Raw genomic sequence first — 15,977 nt, forward strand, 5'->3', positions numbered from 1 at the left:
TGGGGTTTATCAGTAACGGGTTTTTCGCGGTGCGCTTTTTTATTGCTGGGCGCCCAGCACCTGCGTTTGCAGGTTGATCTCCGAAATGATGCCGGAGCCGGATTGCGGTGCGTCCTGGATTACGGCCATGCGCATCTTATATATGACAGACGGGATATACTTCCCTCCCATCACGCTCCACAACTGGTTCAATTCCTCGAACCGGGTGGAATATAAATCGAAGATGACGCGGTTCAGTTGCAACGTTCCCAGCACGGGCGTGTCTGCCGGCGTGAATACGAACTGCCGCTGAAAAAACGCGATCACCTGCGAAATGCGCTGCAGGGCCGTGCTGTAGGTGTTCTTGTTTGCGCTGACCAGGATGAACACATTGAGATGGATTTCGGGTTGGCGTTCCACGACTTCCGGGATACCGTTGTTATACACGGTGCGCCGGAAAGGCAGGTTGCGCAATGTTTCCTCCTGCTGAATATTCACGACGGATACAACGATCTTGTCGCTCAGATTCTGCGAAGGCGTTTCCTGGAAAGCGTCCGCGAACGAAATGTTGCCGAGGATGACTTCCGGGTCTAACGTGCCGATATATGTGTTCAACTTACTTACGATCGCGCTCAAAACCTGATCGATCATCGATGAAGGATTTCGGGGTTTGCGCTTTACAATTACTGGAAACCGGGGTTTAACTTCTCTTCACTGATAGTGCTGCATTGCGTTTGGGGCTGTGCTACTATTCCAAGGTTTTTCTATCCATGTAATATTATGCAATAAAATTCACACTGCAAAAAAAAGACGATAACCGGCGGGATGTGGATGATATCTGGCGGAATTCTTATCTTTCACGAGATGAAATCTTTCCTTAAAAACAATGAACTTCCAACTGTTGCAGCACTACAGGATGTATTAAAATCTGTATCTTCCTATTCATTCAGCTTCATCACCCTTTCGCAAAATTACTATGCGCAGCTGGTTGACTCGCTCCCCCATCACGCGGTTAATGTAGACGAATACGCACAAACGATCAGTATTTACCCTTCCATATCGTCAGAAAAAATTTTAAACAGGAAAACAGAAATTCTCGCCTGCGCCCAATCGTTCCGGTTGGCAGCTAATAACCTGATGTCCATGATTGGGGATAATTTCGATGTGGATCTACAAACGTTGGACGGGTTGTATCATTTAAGATTTATCGAAGGGATTCGTGTAAAATCCCGAAAGTTAAATGACGAATGGATTTTCAGTCTTCATGGTGCGGAATGCAGATTCGAAAATATCATTACCGGGCAAAAACTGGCGGTAATTATCATCACATTCCCCGAATTCGGTTATCTGAATGCTTATTTCTTCCACTTATTTATGTCGACCACAGCAATATTCAAGCCGCTCAACAACTATCTCGAAAACAATCTGACGAATGTATCGAAAGCGCTGGATTTGTTAGTATTGGAAGGTATGCTGACGGAGAAAGAAATGCCTTTGGGCAGCAAAAGGAAGATTGCATTATGATGTAGCAGGCACGTTATTCCTCATCTTCATCCCGCGTTTCCTTCCTGTCGCGCGTGCTTTGCTTTTCCGGCGCGCCTTCCACGATAATGACGATTTCGCCTTTCACGCCTTTTGCCTGGAAATGGTCGCGTACTTCAAGGAGGGAGCCCCGTTTGTTTTCTTCGAACATCTTGGTGAGTTCGCGGGAAACGCAGCATTGCCGGGTTTCACCGAAATACTGCATGAAATCTTCCAGCGTTTTGACGAGGCGGTGGGGCGATTCGTAGAACACCATGGTGCGGGGCTCGGTGGAGAGTTGCGTGAGCAGGGTGTGACGGCCTTTTTTGGGAGGAAGGAAGCCTTCGAAAGCGAAGCGGTTCATGGGGATGCCGCTATTGACGAGGGCGGGAACGAAAGCCGTGGCGCCGGGGAGGCATTCCACATCGATCCCTTCGCGGATACATTCGCGCACGAGCAGGAACCCCGGATCGCTGACGCCCGGTGTGCCGGCATCGGTCACCAGTGCCATGGAGCGCCCTTCGCGCAACTGTTGTACCAGGTGCTGTAACACCTTATGTTCATTATGCTGATGATAAGGTGTTACAGGCTTGCTGATACCGTAATGTTTGAGAAGTACCCCGGAAGTCCGGGTATCTTCGGCAAGTACCAGTTCCACCGTCTCCAACACCTTTACAGCCCGGTACGTAATGTCGCCCAGGTTGCCGATAGGCGAAGGAATGAGGTAGAGCCTGGCCAATGCTTATTGAATATTTACTTCGTAAAATTCCATTACCTGGTTAGCCAGCAGTTTCTGGCAGGCGTTCTCGGCGATCTGTTGCGCTTCTTCCCTGGAAGCTGCGTCGATCTGGAGCGTAATATGTTTGCCTACCCGTACGTCGTGTACATTTCCCAGGCCCAGGTTCTTCAATCCGCCCAGTACAGCCTTGCCTTGGGGGTCCAGCAGTTCTTTCAACGGCATCACGTTGATATGCGCAGTAAATGTCATTTGTTCGAAAAATTTAGACGCAAAACTAGCAATTAGTTATCAAATTCCCCGGAAGGAATTGTGAAATCAGCCTTGCTGGCTCTTTGGAGGTACGATGAGCGATAACACCACGTACGCCGTGAACACGAATGGAACCGTCGCATACCCCAGTACCGGGATGCTCGCCACGGTGAGCAATACCAGCAAAAACCGCGGCCAGTTGTCCTTTACCGACAGGTTTTTGAATTTCAGGCTGATCATGGGATGGGAGCTCACCATCAGGTAGCACAATACTGCGATGATCGCGTACAGCACCCAGATATTTCCCAGCCACTGCGCCAGCCCGAACGGGTTATACAGCATGATCATGGGGAAAGAAGCCACCAGGAACCCCGCCGCCGGCGTAGGTACGCCGATGAAATGTTCCGTCTGCCGCGTATCCAGGTTGAAAACCGCCAGGCGGTACGCCGCGAAACAGGGCACCAGCAAGGCGGGAGCCAGGTTGAAGACCGACACGTCGTACACATCGGGCATCTGCATATAGGCGCTTTGCAGGAGGCGGAACAGCATCATGCCCGGGACCACCCCGAAAGATACCACGTCGGCCAGCGAATCCAGTTCCTTCCCCATTGCGCTGGACACTTTCAACAGCCGCGCCACGAACCCGTCGAAAAAATCGATGATGCCGGCCAGTACCACCAGCCCGCTCGCCCAGTAGATCGGTTCCGGGTTGGTGATCGTATACTCCGTACCGTTGAACTCGGCGATATACTCCGGCGCATGCAGGATGAAAATTATGGCCAGCGCGCCGCAGAATAAATTGGAAAGCGTCAGGATGTTGGGAATCTGTTTCATGTTACCGGTTGTGGGCGGTTGCGCCCGTGAGCGGGAAGGTTTTCGGACAAGTGCCCGGTTTCCCGGCGGAAAAATATTAAAAATCGAAGAATATAAAACAAAAGCATTTTATTCATTGCTGCAAATGGTATTAACACCTGCTGTGGTATAAATGAATAAAATGAACAGGAAAAGAAAAGCCCGTCCCGGTTGCAGCGGAACGGGCTTCATGGCGAAGATCACCTTTATTTTTTCATCAGCGCCTCGATCTCGTCGGCCGTGACGGGGATATTTTTCATAAGGTCCACATTCCCGGAAGATTTCACCCAGATATTATTCTCGATGCGGACGCCCATCTTTTCTTCCTCAATATAGATGCCCGGTTCCACCGTCAGCACCGCCCCATCGGGGATCGGCTGGTGGAACGAAGGCCCGAGGTCGTGCACGTCCACGCCGAGGTGGTGGGAAATGCCATGGTACAGGTATTTGCGGTACGCAGGCGTTTCTGGGTCCTCGTTTTTAATGTCGGATTCCGTCAGCAGCCCCAGTTTCACGAACTGTTTGCCCGCTTCCACACCCACCTGCTGATGATAATCTGCGATGGCAATGCCTGGTTTGAGCAAGCCTTTCGCGAAATTGTGCAGGTGCAGGCAGGCATCGTACACCTCGCGCTGGCGGGGCGTGAATTTGCCGTTCACCGGTACGGTGCGCGTCAGGTCGGCATTGTAACCGCCGTAAGCTGCACCGAAGTCCATAAGGACCAGCTCGCCGTCTTTACATTCCTGGTTGTTGGATATGTAGTGCAGCGTGCGGGCGCGGTCGCCCGAAGCGATGATAGACCCGTAAGCCTCTCCCGTGGCGCGATTGCGCAGGAATTCGTGCCAGATTTCTGCATGTATTTCATGTTCGAACACACCCGGCCGGATGAACCCGAGCAGGCGGCGGAACGTCTTTTCCGTGATATCGATCGCCGTCTGGATCACCCCGATTTCGGCTTCGGTTTTCACCGAACGGAGCTCTTTCAGCAGGGGTGCGGCGCGAAGGAAGTTGTGAAGGGGATAGCGGGTACGGAGCTCCTGGGCGTAGCGGTAGTCGCGAACGGGCACCAGGTTGGCCTTACGGTTGTTTTCGTTGGAATTGAGGTAAATATTGATGGCATCGTGGATCCAGGGCTGGAGGAGGCCGTCGAGGACGTCGAGCCAGACGATGGTTTTGATGCCGGAAATGGCGGTGGCTTCTTCGCGGCGGAGGCGATGGCCGTCCCATTTCTCCTTCAGCTCGTTCGGGCGTACCAGCACGAGCACTTCGCGGTACTTGGGGTCCGGGTTGTCGGGGAAAAGCACCAGCATGGTGTCTTCCTGGTCAATCCCTGTAAGCCAGTACAGGTCTGCGTTTTGCTTGAAGGGATGAAGGGCGTCGCCGTTGGAAGGCAGTTCGTCGTTCGAATTAAAGATGGCAATGGAGCCGGGTTGCATTTTTGCCGTAAAACGGTTGCGGTTCTTAATGAAGATCTGAGGATCCAGTGGCAAATATTTCATTTGATGAGTCTTTTTACTGCTGAGCTTGCTTTGGACGTCAAACTTACCGGAAAATCAGTTACCCGCAAAACAACCATATGCAGACCGGTACGGTATTCCCCGAAACTGGTAGATTATTCACCTTGAATTTATTATGGGGCTAATTTGATTTTCGGGCAAATTGAAATCGGTAGAAATGAATATTTTCTAAAAACAGGCCCTAAAAAGTAGATTTTTTAATAAAAATATTCGTTGCAACACCCATCAAATTTAACGTTATCAAAAAAACCATAGTTTTGCCATTACACCAAAACAATCTTTCTTTATGCAAATCAGCAGTGTAAGGGATACACTCAGAGAATTGAGGGAACTGGGCATAGAGAACGTCGCCGATGTACATTACCAACTCTCCCCGGAGGAGCTGACGTCGCAGACGTTGCAGCGTTCCGAAGGCTGCCTGAGCAGTACCGGGGCGTTAGTCGTCAACACAGGCGAGTTCACAGGCCGTTCTCCGAAGGACAAGTTCATCGTGAAAGACGAGTTAACTGCCGACACCGTCAACTGGAACGACTTTAACCAGCCATTTTCTGCTGACAACTTTGAGAAACTGTACCGGAAGATCACCCGCTATTTCACTGGCAAACCCGTTTGGGTGCGCGACTGTATGGCTTGCGCCGACCCGGCGTACCGCCTGAACATCCGCGTCATCACGGAATCGCCGTGGAGCAATCTTTTCGCTTATAATATGTTCCTGCGCCCTTCGGAAGAGGAGCTGGAACACATCGAACCGGACTGGACGGTAATCCAGGCCCCGGGGCTGCATGCCGATCCGGCTACCGACGGTACGCGGCAGCATAACTTCTCCGTCGTGAGCTTCAGCCGCAAATTGATCCTGATCGGCGGTTCGGCTTATACCGGCGAAATCAAGAAAGGCGTGTTCACCATCCTGAACTACCTGCTCCCCCATGCCCGTAAGGTATTGAGCATGCACTGTTCTGCCAACCAGGGCTCCGGCGGCGATACGGCTGTTTTCTTCGGGCTCAGCGGTACCGGCAAAACCACCCTCAGCGCAGATCCGCAACGCAAACTCATCGGCGACGATGAACATGGCTGGACGGACAATGGCGTTTTCAACTTCGAAGGGGGGTGTTATGCCAAAACCATCGACCTGAGTGCGGAAAAAGAGCCGGCCATTTTTAATGCCATCCGCGAAGGCGCCCTGTTGGAGAACATTTCGTTCTTCCCCGGCACCAACGAAGTGAATTATGCTGACGGGCATATCACGGAAAACACCCGTGTGAGCTACCCCCTTTCTTACATTGCCAATGCGAAGGAGCCCTCCGTCGGGGGCATTCCCAAGAATATTTTCTTCCTCACCTGCGATGCTTACGGCGTATTGCCACCCATTTCGCGGCTTACGCCCGGCCAGGCCATGTACCAGTTCATTTCCGGGTACACCGCCAAAGTTGCAGGCACGGAAACTGGCATCACGGAACCTAAATCCACTTTCAGCGCATGTTTCGGTGCGCCTTTCCTCCCCCTGCACCCTGCCCGTTACGCACAGATGCTGGGCGAAAAGATGCGCGAGCACGACGTGAACGTCTGGATGATCAACACCGGCTGGACCGGCGGGCCTTTTGGCACGGGGAACCGTATTAAGCTGTCGTACACCCGCGCCATGATCACGGCCGCCCTGAACGGCACGCTCGACAAGGCCGCTTACAAGACCTATGGCGAGTTCAAGCTGGCGATCCCGGAATCCGTTCCCGGCGTTCCGGACGAGTTGCTCGAACCGCGCAACACCTGGGCCGACCCCGCTGCGTATGACGCCAAGGCCGCCGACCTTGCCGCCCAATTTGTAAAAAACTTCGAAAAATACGCCGCGAAGGCCGATCCCGAGATCCTCGCCGCCGCGCCGACAACCCGCTGATCCACCGTTTTGCCTTTATAATTATAAATTCCTACGTTCATTTATCAATTTGGTTGAGGGGCTGCCAGGCTAGGCAGCCCCTTTCGTTTATCCGCCATTTTCCGTACCTTTGCGCATGCAAATTTTAGACGGTAAACTCACCTCACAGGCAATTAAGGACCAGCTGGCCGAACAAACGACCGCATTAAAGGCCCTTGGCAAAAAAGCGCCTCACCTCGCAGCCATCCTCGTCGGAAACGATGGCGCCAGCGAAACCTACGTGGCCTCCAAAGTGAAATCCTGCGCGGAAATCGGGTACAACTCCACCCTCCTGCGCTTTGAAGACACCATCTCCGAAAAGCACCTGCTCGATCATATCATCATGCTGAACGAAAACCCCGATATCGACGGGATCCTCGTACAGCTTCCCCTGCCCAAACACATCAATGAAGAACTGGTGATCAACACCATCGATCCCAGCAAGGATGTGGACGGCTTCCATCCCATGAACGTAGGCAAAATGGTGAGCGGCCTCCCCGCTTTCCTGCCCGCTACCCCTTATGGGATCATGCTGATGCTGGAACATTACAACATCGAGACGAAAGGCAAGCACGCTGTGGTGATCGGCCGCAGCCACATCGTGGGCACACCGGTTAGCATTCTGCTGAGCCGCAACAGCAATCCCGGCAACTGCACCGTTACGCTTTGCCATTCCCACACCAAAAACCTCCGTGACATCTGCCTGCAGGCAGACATTATCGTTGCCGCGGTAGGCCGCCCTCAATTCGTGACGGGCGACATGGTGAAAGAAGGCGCTGTGGTAGTGGACGTGGGCATCCACCGCCTCCCGGACGAAACCAAGAAAAGCGGTTTCCGGCTCGTTGGCGACGTGAAATTCGACGAAGTGGCACCCAAAGCCAGCTTCATCACCCCGGTTCCAGGAGGTGTAGGTCCCATGACGATCGCTGCCCTGCTGAAAAACACCTACCAGGCGGCAATCGGCCAGAAAGGCAACCAGAACTGATCCTGCAATCCAGCTTTCACAGGCTGGATGCAAACATACTATCAGCCCATGCCCCGCGAAAAGCGGGTCCATGGGCTGAATCTTTAACAACCGATCCGCAAATGCGGCACCGAACCACCATCCGGGCCGGCGAGGGCCGCGGCAACGCAGATTGACGTACCTTTACACCATGACAACAGCGACGCTCTATACAACAACCGTATTGCCCGTGATGGAATCTTTCTACACCATCCAGGGGGAAGGATTTCACCAGGGAAAAGCGGCCTACTTCATCCGGCTCGGCGGATGCGACGTGGGTTGCGTATGGTGCGATGTTAAGGAAAGCTGGGATGCCGATAAGCATCCAAAGCGCCCCATCGGAGAGATCGTAGCGGAAGCCGCCGCCCAACCCGGTCGGATCGCCGTAATTACCGGCGGCGAACCCCTGATGCATGATCTCCAGGCTTTAACAAGTGCGCTGCAGGCCGAGGGGTTCCGCACACATATGGAAACGTCCGGCTCCTCGCCCTTAAGCGGACAATGGGACTGGATCACCCTTTCCCCCAAGAAATTCAAAGCCCCCCTCCCCGAAATCTGTGCCGTAGCCCACGAGCTGAAGATCGTGATCTACAATAAATCCGACTTCGCATGGGCAGAACAATACGCCACACTGGCAGGCCCCCACTGCAAACTATACCTGCAACCGGAATGGAGCAAAGCCAGCCAGATGACGCCATTGATCATTGAATACGTCAAGTCGAACCCCCAATGGCAGATTTCGCTACAGATTCATAAGTATCTCAATGTTCCGTAGGATACGTAGTTAATTTCCGCCTTAACTGATCTTATTACTTTCAGGGGGGTATCCTTCTGTTCATTAATTGGTGAATAAATATCCTTTATTGGGTGAATAATTACTCCTTGCTTGCAATACAATGCTTCCATGGCGTGAATAAGGACTCCTCGCTAATATTCATACTACTTCCAAGTGAATCAATAAGTACCCTGCGTTTCCAGGCACACGCCTTCCAATGGACGGAATAAACATCCCGCTTAGGGTTACACAACATCCAATGCAGTAAATACCACCCCGTTGGCAGGCTCACGCCTTCCTATGAACGGAATAAGTATCCCGCTTAGGGTTACACAACATCCCATGCAGTAAATATCCGCGTTGGCAGGCACACGCCTTCCTATGAACGGAATAAACATCTCGCTTAGGGTTACACAACATCCAATGGAATAAATACCACCCCGTTGGCAGGAATACTCCTTCCTATGAACGGAATAATCATCTCGCTTAGGGTTACACAACATCCAATGCAGTAAATACCACCTCGTTGGCAGGCACACGCCTTCCAATGGACGGAATAAGCGTCCTGCTTAGGGCTATACAACATCCAATGCAGTAAATACCACCCCGTTGGTAGGCACACTCCTTCGTATGGACGGAATAAACATCCCGCTTAGGGTTACACAACATCCAATGCAGTAAATATCCGCATTGGCAGGCACACCTCTTCCAAAGGAGTAGCTTTGTACCCCTCGTTAACAGTCGCACTTCCTCCAGTCGATAATCCGTAAAGCAGGAACCAACGCCATTGAAGTTTACCCACAACAACTTAGAAATACGAAATAAACTGATATTCACCGTTAATTTGGCGGAGGATGGAACAGCTTTGTCACATCCCGGTTATTAGTCAATCCGCTTCGTATAATCATAAACCTTCATTTTTTTCGTTATTTAGTGGTCGACTATGAAAAAACTCCTGTTCTGCTGCTGCCTTGTGAGCATGCATGCGTTCGCACAAAAAACGGACAAGGCCACCAGGAAAGCCATGGAATTGCTCGAATCTTCCATGACAGCCATGCGGTCTTACCAATACCCGGAAGCCATCCGCTACCTGCAGGAAGCTATACGGGTTAAACCTACTTTCCCTGATGCATACGGACAAATGGCGCTCACCTACCTTGCCATGAAACAATATTCCGATGCAGAACAGGCGTTTCTAAAACTGGGTGAGCTGGATTCCTCCGGCCTGCGCTCTGTCTCACCTTCCTACGCCAAAGCCATGGCCGGGAATGGAAAATTCCCAGAAGCACTGGCCCTCCTCACCATATACGAATCCACCGCCAAAAACATATCCCCCCGGACCCGGCAACTGAAAAAAGACATGGAATTCGCCGTAACGACGAAACCCGTCCCCTTTAAACCGCTAAACCTCGGCGAATCCGTGAACACCGCTGATCCGGAATACTTCCCTTCCCCCACGATCGATGGGAAAACGCTCGTTTTCACCCGTCGCGTAGGCGGGAGGAATGAAGATTTCTTCATCGCCGGGAACGATAGCCTCCAATGGACGCACACCCGAGACATGGGCGAACCGGTGAACACCGCATTCAACGAAGGCGCACAAAACATCTCACAGGACGGCGCAATGCTCGTGTACACCGGCTGTGACTTCCCCACAGGCCGCGGCTCCTGCGACATCTATTTCTCCCTCCGCACGGAAGACGGAGGCTGGACGCAACCCAAAAACATCGGCCCCGCCATCAACACCGAAGCCTGGGAATCACAGCCCTGCCTTTCGCCTGACAAGCAAACGCTCTATTTCGTCCGCGCCACACCCGACGCGGGTTCCGATATCTTTTTCAGTACCCGAAACGCCGAAGGACGCTGGTCGCCCGCCGAGCGCCTGGGACCTTACATCAATACCAAAGGCCGCGAAACCACGCCTTATCTGCATGCCGACGGACAAACGCTCTTTTTCGCGTCTGACGGGCATCCCGGATTTGGGGGGCTCGACCTCTTCTATTGCCGGAAACAGGCAGACGGATCCTGGGGAACACCCGTTAACCTGGGCTATCCCATCAACACGATCGAAGAAGAAGGAAGCCTGACGGTAGCCGCCGACGGCCGCACCGCTTATTTCGCTTCCGACCGCAGCGACTCCCGCGGGGCGCTCGACATCTATAGCTTCGAACTGTATCCCGAGGCGCGCCCGTTACCGACGCTTTATATCCGCGGATACGTGTATGATGCCAAGACCCAGGCACGTCTCCCGGCGGAATTGGACCTTATCGACCTATCGAACCGCCAACCCGTAGCTACCATCCAAAGCAATCAAAACGGCGATTACCTCGTTCCCCTGCCAACCGGGAAAGATTACGCCTTTAACGTCAACCGGAAAGGATACCTCTTCTACTCAGACAATTTTTCACTGACGGGTAACCTCGACGGCAAGCCCTTCGAAAAAAATATTCCCCTGACGCCGATCGAAGCGAATGCTACGCTCGTGCTTAGAAACATTTTTTTTCCCACCAACCAGTTCGTGCTGGAACCCGCTTCTGCCGCCGAACTGGATAAACTCGTTGAATTCCTCCGCGAAAACGCGACCTTGCAGGTCGAAATCAGCGGGCACACCGATAATGTCGGCAGCGATGCCGCCAACCTGCTGCTTTCCCAGAATCGCGCGAAATCAGTGGTCGACTACCTGGCGCAACATGGCATAGCAGCCACCAGGCTGAAAGCCAAAGGTTATGGCGAAACGAAGCCTTTGGAAAGCAACGACACCGATGCAGGACGCGCACAAAACAGAAGAACAGAACTCAAAATCATCAGCCTACAGTAATTATTACATGGAAATACTTTTCCCGCTCGCACAAGCCGATGTGCTACTCCCTTTGCTGGAACGACTCGCTCCCGACACGCAACCGCGCTGGGGAAGCATGAACGCTCAGCGAATGATAGAACACCTGGATGTAATCCTACAGTTTTCCATCAGCGACAAACCAGCCCCCGTCGTTACTCCGGAAGAAAAACTGCCGCATTTACTGCAATGGCTGCGGACAGACAAACCGCTGTCGCGCGGAATAGGCAGCCCTGCCGCTAACGAGGGGCCATTGTTGCACCCGGATTTATTGACGGCTACAAACCACCTGCTCACGTCATTACAGGAATTTTTCCGGCATTATTCGGAAAACCCTTCGCACCAGGCGATCCATGTCTTCTTCGGACCGATCGGGTATGAGGATTGGCAGCGTTTCCATCAGAAACACTTCCGGCACCACTTCACCCAATTCGGTTTGCTGGACGAATGATACTTAAACCGGCGGCTATCAACGAGCCGCCTTTTTTCATGCAAGCAGCCGTATGAATACGCTCACGAGATATCCATCCAGCGCTACACACACCGGTTTACATCTGGCTTTCACCCAAAATAGCTGAAGCAATCGATACCGACCTGCAATGGGCCTCAGATGATGACGCTATACTGCGTTCACCATCATGCGAAACCACATACTGGCAAGTTCGAGACCCTGTACTTCAGAAAAATTGAGATGGCTGAAAGTCAGTAACCTACCCATGGGCCTCCAAGGATGCCGCCTTTCCGCGATTCATCTATATTCGAAACCACCATGTGCATGCACTATCAATTATCAGCCTTCACACGTAATATCAGTCCCAATTTCAAATACGTACCCCAGGTTAACAAACCGGGCTAACAATCAGCCGTACGTATCTCTCCTGTATAGTTTTTTTTATAACACCACAATTACTCCACACGCAAGGCACTGCGCAGTGCACTGTCTACCCGCGCGCCCTTCGGCACTAAAGCACTCAGCCAATCGCCGTACATCGCGTTCGGGAGCATGATGTACCGACTCCCCAATTCCTGGCGCAACCCCTCCACTTTCACGTTTCGGGCATCCGAAGGCTGGCGGTAGAAAATATCAGTAAAGTCATTCAGGTTATCCCCTACCAGCATCGCTATTTCATACTTGCGCGCCACTACCTGCCGCCGCGGCTCCTTATCCGAATTCCCCGACGACATGAGCAAATGTTCGTCATCCGCCTGGGGGAACCCGCAACGCTGCAGATTCTTCAACGTCGCGGCACGCTCACTTTCCATCCGGTTCGTAATGTAATAGATCGTAAACCCGCTTTCCGCCGCGAACCTGAAAAATTCCACCGATCCCGGCACCGGATCCGCCGCCGCTTTCTTCGTCCACTCCTCCCACGACGCCTGCGACCAACTCTTACCCGCCAACGCCACCGCCGCGGAATACGGACTGTTATCCAGCACCGTTTCATCGACATCCGTCACGATCGCACGCGGACGAAGCGTCTGCTGATGACGCATCACTTCCACCCGCTCGCCCGCCACACGGTACGCCTGCAGGCACAACGCCCGGTACTCTCCCGCCCGCTGCTGCCACAAAGCCGCCCAGGCAGGGCCTGAAACCCATGGCCCCGCCTGCCCCTGCGCACCCGCCGCCACCGGGCCCGCCGTTTTACAGGCCGCAAATAATATCAACAGAAAAATACCCAGGTATCGCATACACGAAAGCTTTTGATGTGAAGCAGGAAGTTAACGGGGCAAAAATCGGGAAAAATCTGTTCGGCGCCTGTAAAAAAGGCCGAGAATATCTCCGGAAATCGGAGAAATTCTCAGTGCAGGTTTCCGCAGAATTCCCCTAGCTTCGATGCCCAAATTCTTTCATCCATGCCAACCGAAACCCAATGCCGCATCGCGCTTAGCTTCATTCCTCAAGTCGGTGACGTTGTGGCCCGTCATCTCGTCGAACATTTCGGCGACGCCGCCTCCATCTTTTCCGCGCCCCGCCGCGAGCTCGAACGCATCACCACCGTTGGGCCGTCACGCGCAGACGCCATCCGGCAATTTAAAGACTTCTCCCGCACCGATTTGGAAATCCGCTTCCTCGAGCGCCAGGGCGTCCGCGCCATATTCTGGACAGATGCCGATTACCCCACCCGCCTCCGCCATTGCTGGGACGCGCCCGTTCTCCTCTACGCCCGCGGCCAGCCCGACCTGCAAGCCCCCCGCATACTGGGCGTTGTAGGCACCCGCCGGCCCACGCCCTACGGCATCGAATGCTGCCGGTCGCTCATCAACGGCCTCGCACCGCTCAACGTCACCATCGTCAGCGGGCTCGCCTATGGAATAGACGTGGCCGCCCACCAGGCCGCCATCGAAGCCGGTTTGCCCACCATCGGCGTGCTGGCCCACGGGCTCGACCGCCTCTATCCATACCGCCATGCACGCATCGCACGGCGGATGGAGGAACAGGGCGGCTTACTCACCGATTTCCCCAGCGGAACCGTCCTCAACCGGATGCATTTCCCCCGCCGCAACCGTATCGTAGCGGGCTGTTGCGACGGCATCCTCGTTGCGGAAAGCGGCATCACCGGCGGCTCGCTCATCACGGCCGGCCTGGCGAACGATTACAACCGAGACGTACTCGCCGTTCCCGGCCGAATCGGCGACACCGCCTCCGAAGGCTGCCTGGCCCTCATCCGCCAGAACCGGGCCGCCCTGGTCACTTCCGCCGCCGACATTGCGGAAGCCCTGAACTGGCAGGGCTCCGCCATTTCTGCTCCGCCGGCCATCCAATCCGCCCTGTTCCATGACCTCACGGCCGAACAGCGGCTGCTCCTCGAAACCCTCGGCGCAACGCGCCTCAGCCTGGATGAAATCCAGTACAGGAGCGGCATTCCGCGGTCGCAGGTTACAGAAGGCATGCTGGCGCTGGAAATGATGGGCGTGGTACGGGCCTTGCCTGGCCACACCTTCCAGCAAATGGCCCGCTGACACACATGTTATTTAATCGGTACATAAAAAACGGTTTGCGCGGATTCGATAAAATAGTCGTACATTTGCGTGCAATTATTTAGAAACCTTACCAAAATAATTGCAATATGCCTGCGGGAAAATCCAAAGAGAAATTTGTAGCTGACGGTCTCACCTTCGATGATGTTTTACTGGTACCTGCCTACTCAGAAGTGCTGCCCAGAGAAGTGAACATCTCCACTCAACTCACCAAGAACCTTCGTATCAACATCCCCATGGTATCTGCCGCCATGGATACCGTAACGGAAGCCACCCTCGCCATCGCTTTGGCACGGGAAGGCGGTATCGGCATCCTGCACAAGAACATGAGCATCGAGAAACAGGCGGAACTGGTAAGAAAAGTGAAACGCAGCGAGAGCGGCCTCATCCTCGACCCGGTTACCCTCAGCGCAGATTCCACCATCGGCCAGGCATTACGCCTCATGCGGGATAACGGCATCAGCGGCATCCCCATCGTAGACGGCGATAAAAAACTCATCGGCATCCTCACCAACCGCGATCTCCGCTTCGAAAAGCAAAACACCAAGCGCCTGATCAGCGAAGTAATGACTAAAGACAACCTCGTGACCGCTCCCGAAGGCACGGACATGAAGAAAGCCGAAAAAATCCTCCAGCAGCACCGCATCGAAAAACTTCCCGTAGTCAATAAACAAGGTAAACTGGTAGGGCTCATCACCTACCGTGACATCCTCCAGCTGCAAAGCTGCCCCAACGCCGCAAAAGACATGTACGGCCGTCTGCTCGTTGGCGCCGCCCTCGGCATCACGCAAGACCTGCAGGAACGCGCAGCCGCACTCCTCCATGTTGGTGTGGACGTGGTTACGCTCGATAGCGCCCATGGCCATTCCATTTACGTGCTCGAAGCCCTCAAGAAACTGAAAAAAGCATTCCCGAAACTGCAGGTGATCGGTGGCAACGTAGCTACCGCAGAAGGCGCCCTCGCCCTGGCAGCCGCCGGTGCAGACGCCGTGAAAGTAGGCGTTGGCCCCGGTTCCATTTGCACCACCCGCGTAGTGACCGGCGCCGGCTTCCCGCAGCTTTCCGCCGTGATGAACGCCGCACAGGCCCTCAGGAAAGCCGGCATCCCGGTGATCGCCGATGGCGGTATCCGCTACACCGGTGATATGGTGAAAGCCCTCGCCGCAGGCGCTTCCACGATCATGGCCGGCTCCATCTTCGCCGGTGTGGAAGAAAGCCCCGGAGAAACCATCATCTACGAAGGCCGTAAATTCAAATCCTACCGCGGCATGGGCTCCATCGAGGCCATGGCGGAAGGTTCCAAAGACCGCTACTTCCAGGATGTGGAAGCCGATATCAAGAAACTCGTTCCCGAAGGCATCGTAGGCCGCGTTCCCTACAAAGGCACCCTTTCCGAAGTGGTTCAGCAATTCGTAGGCGGCCTCCGCGCAGGTATGGGTTATGTAGGCGCCAAAGACATCAAGGCCCTGCAAGACGCGCAATTCGTCAAGATCACTTCCGCTACCGTAAAGGAAAACCACCCGCACGACGTGGTGATCACCAAAGAAGCGCCCAACTATAGCCGCTAACATCATTTTCCCGTGATATTTCGAAGGGCCTGCACGCGCAGGCCCTT

14 protein-coding genes are annotated in these 15,977 nt (G+C 53.8%); 8 read left to right on the top strand and 6 right to left on the bottom strand.

Translation table 11 applies throughout. From position 1 onward, the window contains the following. Window positions 1-39: 39 nt before the first annotated feature. Window positions 40-630, bottom strand: a complete 591-nt coding sequence (locus tag EJ361_RS20155; RefSeq protein WP_126247631.1) for a DUF4255 domain-containing protein — start codon at window positions 628-630, stop codon at window positions 40-42. A gap of 213 nt (window positions 631-843) precedes the next feature. Between EJ361_RS20155 and EJ361_RS20160 the strand changes: the two genes are divergently transcribed. Next, on the top strand, window positions 844-1,503 hold the full coding sequence (locus EJ361_RS20160; RefSeq protein WP_126247633.1) for a DUF6896 domain-containing protein: 660 nt from the start codon (window positions 844-846) through the stop codon (window positions 1,501-1,503). Window positions 1,504-1,516: 13 nt separating this feature from the next. Here EJ361_RS20160 and rsmI read toward each other — a convergent pair whose 3' ends face one another. The 4 genes from rsmI to EJ361_RS20180 form a co-directional block, all read right to left on the bottom strand. Beyond that, window positions 1,517-2,239: a 16S rRNA (cytidine(1402)-2'-O)-methyltransferase gene (gene rsmI, locus EJ361_RS20165; protein ID WP_126247635.1), complete on the bottom strand. Its 723-nt coding sequence runs from the start codon at window positions 2,237-2,239 to the stop codon at window positions 1,517-1,519. A 3-nt stretch (window positions 2,240-2,242) separates the two neighbouring features. After that, window positions 2,243-2,488: a phosphoribosylformylglycinamidine synthase subunit PurS gene (purS, locus tag EJ361_RS20170; RefSeq protein WP_126247637.1), complete on the bottom strand. Its 246-nt coding sequence runs from the start codon at window positions 2,486-2,488 to the stop codon at window positions 2,243-2,245. A 66-nt stretch (window positions 2,489-2,554) separates the two neighbouring features. Then, entirely contained in the window at window positions 2,555-3,322 is a 768-nt protein-coding gene (locus tag EJ361_RS20175; protein ID WP_126247639.1) for a CDP-alcohol phosphatidyltransferase family protein, read from the bottom strand. A 224-nt stretch (window positions 3,323-3,546) separates the two neighbouring features. Continuing rightward, a complete protein-coding gene (locus tag EJ361_RS20180; RefSeq protein ID WP_126247641.1) occupies window positions 3,547-4,839 on the bottom strand; it encodes an aminopeptidase P N-terminal domain-containing protein in 1,293 nt (430 codons plus the stop codon). 304 nt (window positions 4,840-5,143) lie between these two features. Between EJ361_RS20180 and pckA the strand changes: the two genes are divergently transcribed. The 5 genes from pckA (at window position 5,144) to EJ361_RS20205 (ending at window position 11,831) form a co-directional block, all read left to right on the top strand. Then, window positions 5,144-6,748 (top strand): phosphoenolpyruvate carboxykinase (ATP), encoded by a 1,605-nt coding sequence (pckA, locus tag EJ361_RS20185; RefSeq protein WP_126247643.1) that lies wholly within the window; start codon window positions 5,144-5,146, stop codon window positions 6,746-6,748. Between the two features lie 115 nt (window positions 6,749-6,863). Next, the gene (gene folD / locus EJ361_RS20190) at window positions 6,864-7,751 is read left to right on the top strand and encodes a bifunctional methylenetetrahydrofolate dehydrogenase/methenyltetrahydrofolate cyclohydrolase FolD (protein WP_126247645.1); all 888 of its coding nucleotides are present in this window, start codon (window positions 6,864-6,866) and stop codon (window positions 7,749-7,751) included. 169 nt (window positions 7,752-7,920) lie between these two features. Beyond that, complete coding sequence (locus tag EJ361_RS20195; RefSeq protein WP_126247647.1) at window positions 7,921-8,544, top strand: 7-carboxy-7-deazaguanine synthase QueE; 624 nt, start codon at window positions 7,921-7,923, stop codon at window positions 8,542-8,544. A 943-nt stretch (window positions 8,545-9,487) separates the two neighbouring features. Beyond that, a complete protein-coding gene (locus EJ361_RS20200; RefSeq protein ID WP_126247649.1) occupies window positions 9,488-11,362 on the top strand; it encodes an OmpA family protein in 1,875 nt (624 codons plus the stop codon). Window positions 11,363-11,369: 7 nt separating this feature from the next. Beyond that, entirely contained in the window at window positions 11,370-11,831 is a 462-nt protein-coding gene (locus EJ361_RS20205) for a DUF1569 domain-containing protein (protein WP_164714338.1), read from the top strand. A 455-nt stretch (window positions 11,832-12,286) separates the two neighbouring features. On the opposite strand, the gene EJ361_RS20210 is transcribed toward EJ361_RS20205, so the two are convergent. Then, on the bottom strand, window positions 12,287-13,072 hold the full coding sequence (locus EJ361_RS20210) for a 5'-nucleotidase, lipoprotein e(P4) family (protein WP_126247653.1): 786 nt from the start codon (window positions 13,070-13,072) through the stop codon (window positions 12,287-12,289). Between the two features lie 165 nt (window positions 13,073-13,237). On the opposite strand from EJ361_RS20210, the gene dprA reads away from it, so the two are divergent. Both dprA and guaB read left to right on the top strand, forming a co-directional pair. Next, window positions 13,238-14,344 (top strand): DNA-processing protein DprA, encoded by a 1,107-nt coding sequence (gene dprA, locus EJ361_RS20215; RefSeq protein ID WP_126247656.1) that lies wholly within the window; start codon window positions 13,238-13,240, stop codon window positions 14,342-14,344. Window positions 14,345-14,451: 107 nt separating this feature from the next. Beyond that, the gene (guaB, locus tag EJ361_RS20220; protein WP_126247658.1) at window positions 14,452-15,930 is read left to right on the top strand and encodes an IMP dehydrogenase; all 1,479 of its coding nucleotides are present in this window, start codon (window positions 14,452-14,454) and stop codon (window positions 15,928-15,930) included. The last annotated feature ends 47 nt before the right edge of the window (window positions 15,931-15,977 follow it).

It is taken from the genome of Chitinophaga rhizosphaerae (genome assembly GCF_003958645.1).
GTDB classification, from domain to species: Bacteria; Bacteroidota; Bacteroidia; order Chitinophagales; family Chitinophagaceae; genus Chitinophaga; species Chitinophaga rhizosphaerae.

Excerpts from the sequence above, each read along its gene's own strand:
- EJ361_RS20155 (WP_126247631.1), bottom strand. The coding sequence starts at position 630 with ATGATCGATCAGGTTTTGAGCGCGATCGTAAGTAAGTTGAACACATAT.
- dprA (WP_126247656.1), top strand. The coding sequence starts at position 13,238 with ATGCCAACCGAAACCCAATGCCGCATCGCGCTTAGCTTCATTCCTCAA.
- purS (WP_126247637.1), bottom strand. The coding sequence starts at position 2,488 with ATGACATTTACTGCGCATATCAACGTGATGCCGTTGAAAGAACTGCTG.
- EJ361_RS20175 (WP_126247639.1), bottom strand. The coding sequence starts at position 3,322 with ATGAAACAGATTCCCAACATCCTGACGCTTTCCAATTTATTCTGCGGC.
- guaB (WP_126247658.1), top strand. The coding sequence starts at position 14,452 with ATGCCTGCGGGAAAATCCAAAGAGAAATTTGTAGCTGACGGTCTCACC.
- EJ361_RS20160 (WP_126247633.1), top strand. The coding sequence starts at position 844 with ATGAAATCTTTCCTTAAAAACAATGAACTTCCAACTGTTGCAGCACTA.
- EJ361_RS20210 (WP_126247653.1), bottom strand. The coding sequence starts at position 13,072 with ATGCGATACCTGGGTATTTTTCTGTTGATATTATTTGCGGCCTGTAAA.
- pckA (WP_126247643.1), top strand. The coding sequence starts at position 5,144 with ATGCAAATCAGCAGTGTAAGGGATACACTCAGAGAATTGAGGGAACTG.
- EJ361_RS20180 (WP_126247641.1), bottom strand. The coding sequence starts at position 4,839 with ATGAAATATTTGCCACTGGATCCTCAGATCTTCATTAAGAACCGCAAC.
- EJ361_RS20195 (WP_126247647.1), top strand. The coding sequence starts at position 7,921 with ATGACAACAGCGACGCTCTATACAACAACCGTATTGCCCGTGATGGAA.
- EJ361_RS20205 (WP_164714338.1), top strand. The coding sequence starts at position 11,370 with ATGGAAATACTTTTCCCGCTCGCACAAGCCGATGTGCTACTCCCTTTG.
- folD (WP_126247645.1), top strand. The coding sequence starts at position 6,864 with ATGCAAATTTTAGACGGTAAACTCACCTCACAGGCAATTAAGGACCAG.
- EJ361_RS20200 (WP_126247649.1), top strand. The coding sequence starts at position 9,488 with ATGAAAAAACTCCTGTTCTGCTGCTGCCTTGTGAGCATGCATGCGTTC.